Below are 506 nucleotides of genomic sequence, written 5' to 3'. Positions count from 1 at the left end.
TCGCCGTCGGTGAGTCCGTCGGGTGGGCCGTGGCCGCCGTCGTCGACGTACTCCAACCCGGTGTTGTGGCAGGACCTGGCCGACATCGACATCTTCCGGGTCGACGACACCTACTACTACTCGGCCTCCACGATGCACTACTCACCCGGCGCGCCGATCCTGCGCTCCTATGACCTGGTCAACTGGGAGTACGCCGGGCACTCGGTGCCCAAGCTGGACTTCGGCTCCAAATACGACCTCAACGGCGGCCGCGCCTACGTCAACGGCATCTGGGCGTCGTTCCTGAACTACCGCAAGAGCAACAAGACCTTCTACTGGGGCGGCTGCATCGACTTCAGCAAGACCTACATCTACACCGCCACCTCCGCCGAAGGCCCCTGGAACCGGCACACCACGATCAACAAGTGCTACTACGACGCCGGCCTGCTCGTCGACGACGACGACACCATGTACGTCGCCTACGGCAACACCCAGATCAGCGTCGCCCAGCTGTCGGCCGACGGCAA

Annotated in this window: 1 protein-coding gene; it reads left to right on the top strand. The window is 63.8% G+C overall.

Annotation, left to right across the window (positions count from 1 at the left end; all coding sequences use genetic code 11):
• Nucleotides 1-60: 60 nt before the first annotated feature.
• A partial coding sequence (locus tag HHX41_RS39545) for a family 43 glycosylhydrolase (protein WP_310742387.1) occupies nucleotides 61-506 on the top strand: 446 nt, incomplete at its 3' end.

This window comes from Microbispora sp. H13382, from assembly GCF_014161445.1.
Classification (GTDB): Bacteria; Actinomycetota; Actinomycetes; order Streptosporangiales; family Streptosporangiaceae; genus Microbispora.
Note: the sequence above shows the minus strand (reverse complement) of the source record. Positions and strands in the feature narration are given on the sequence as shown.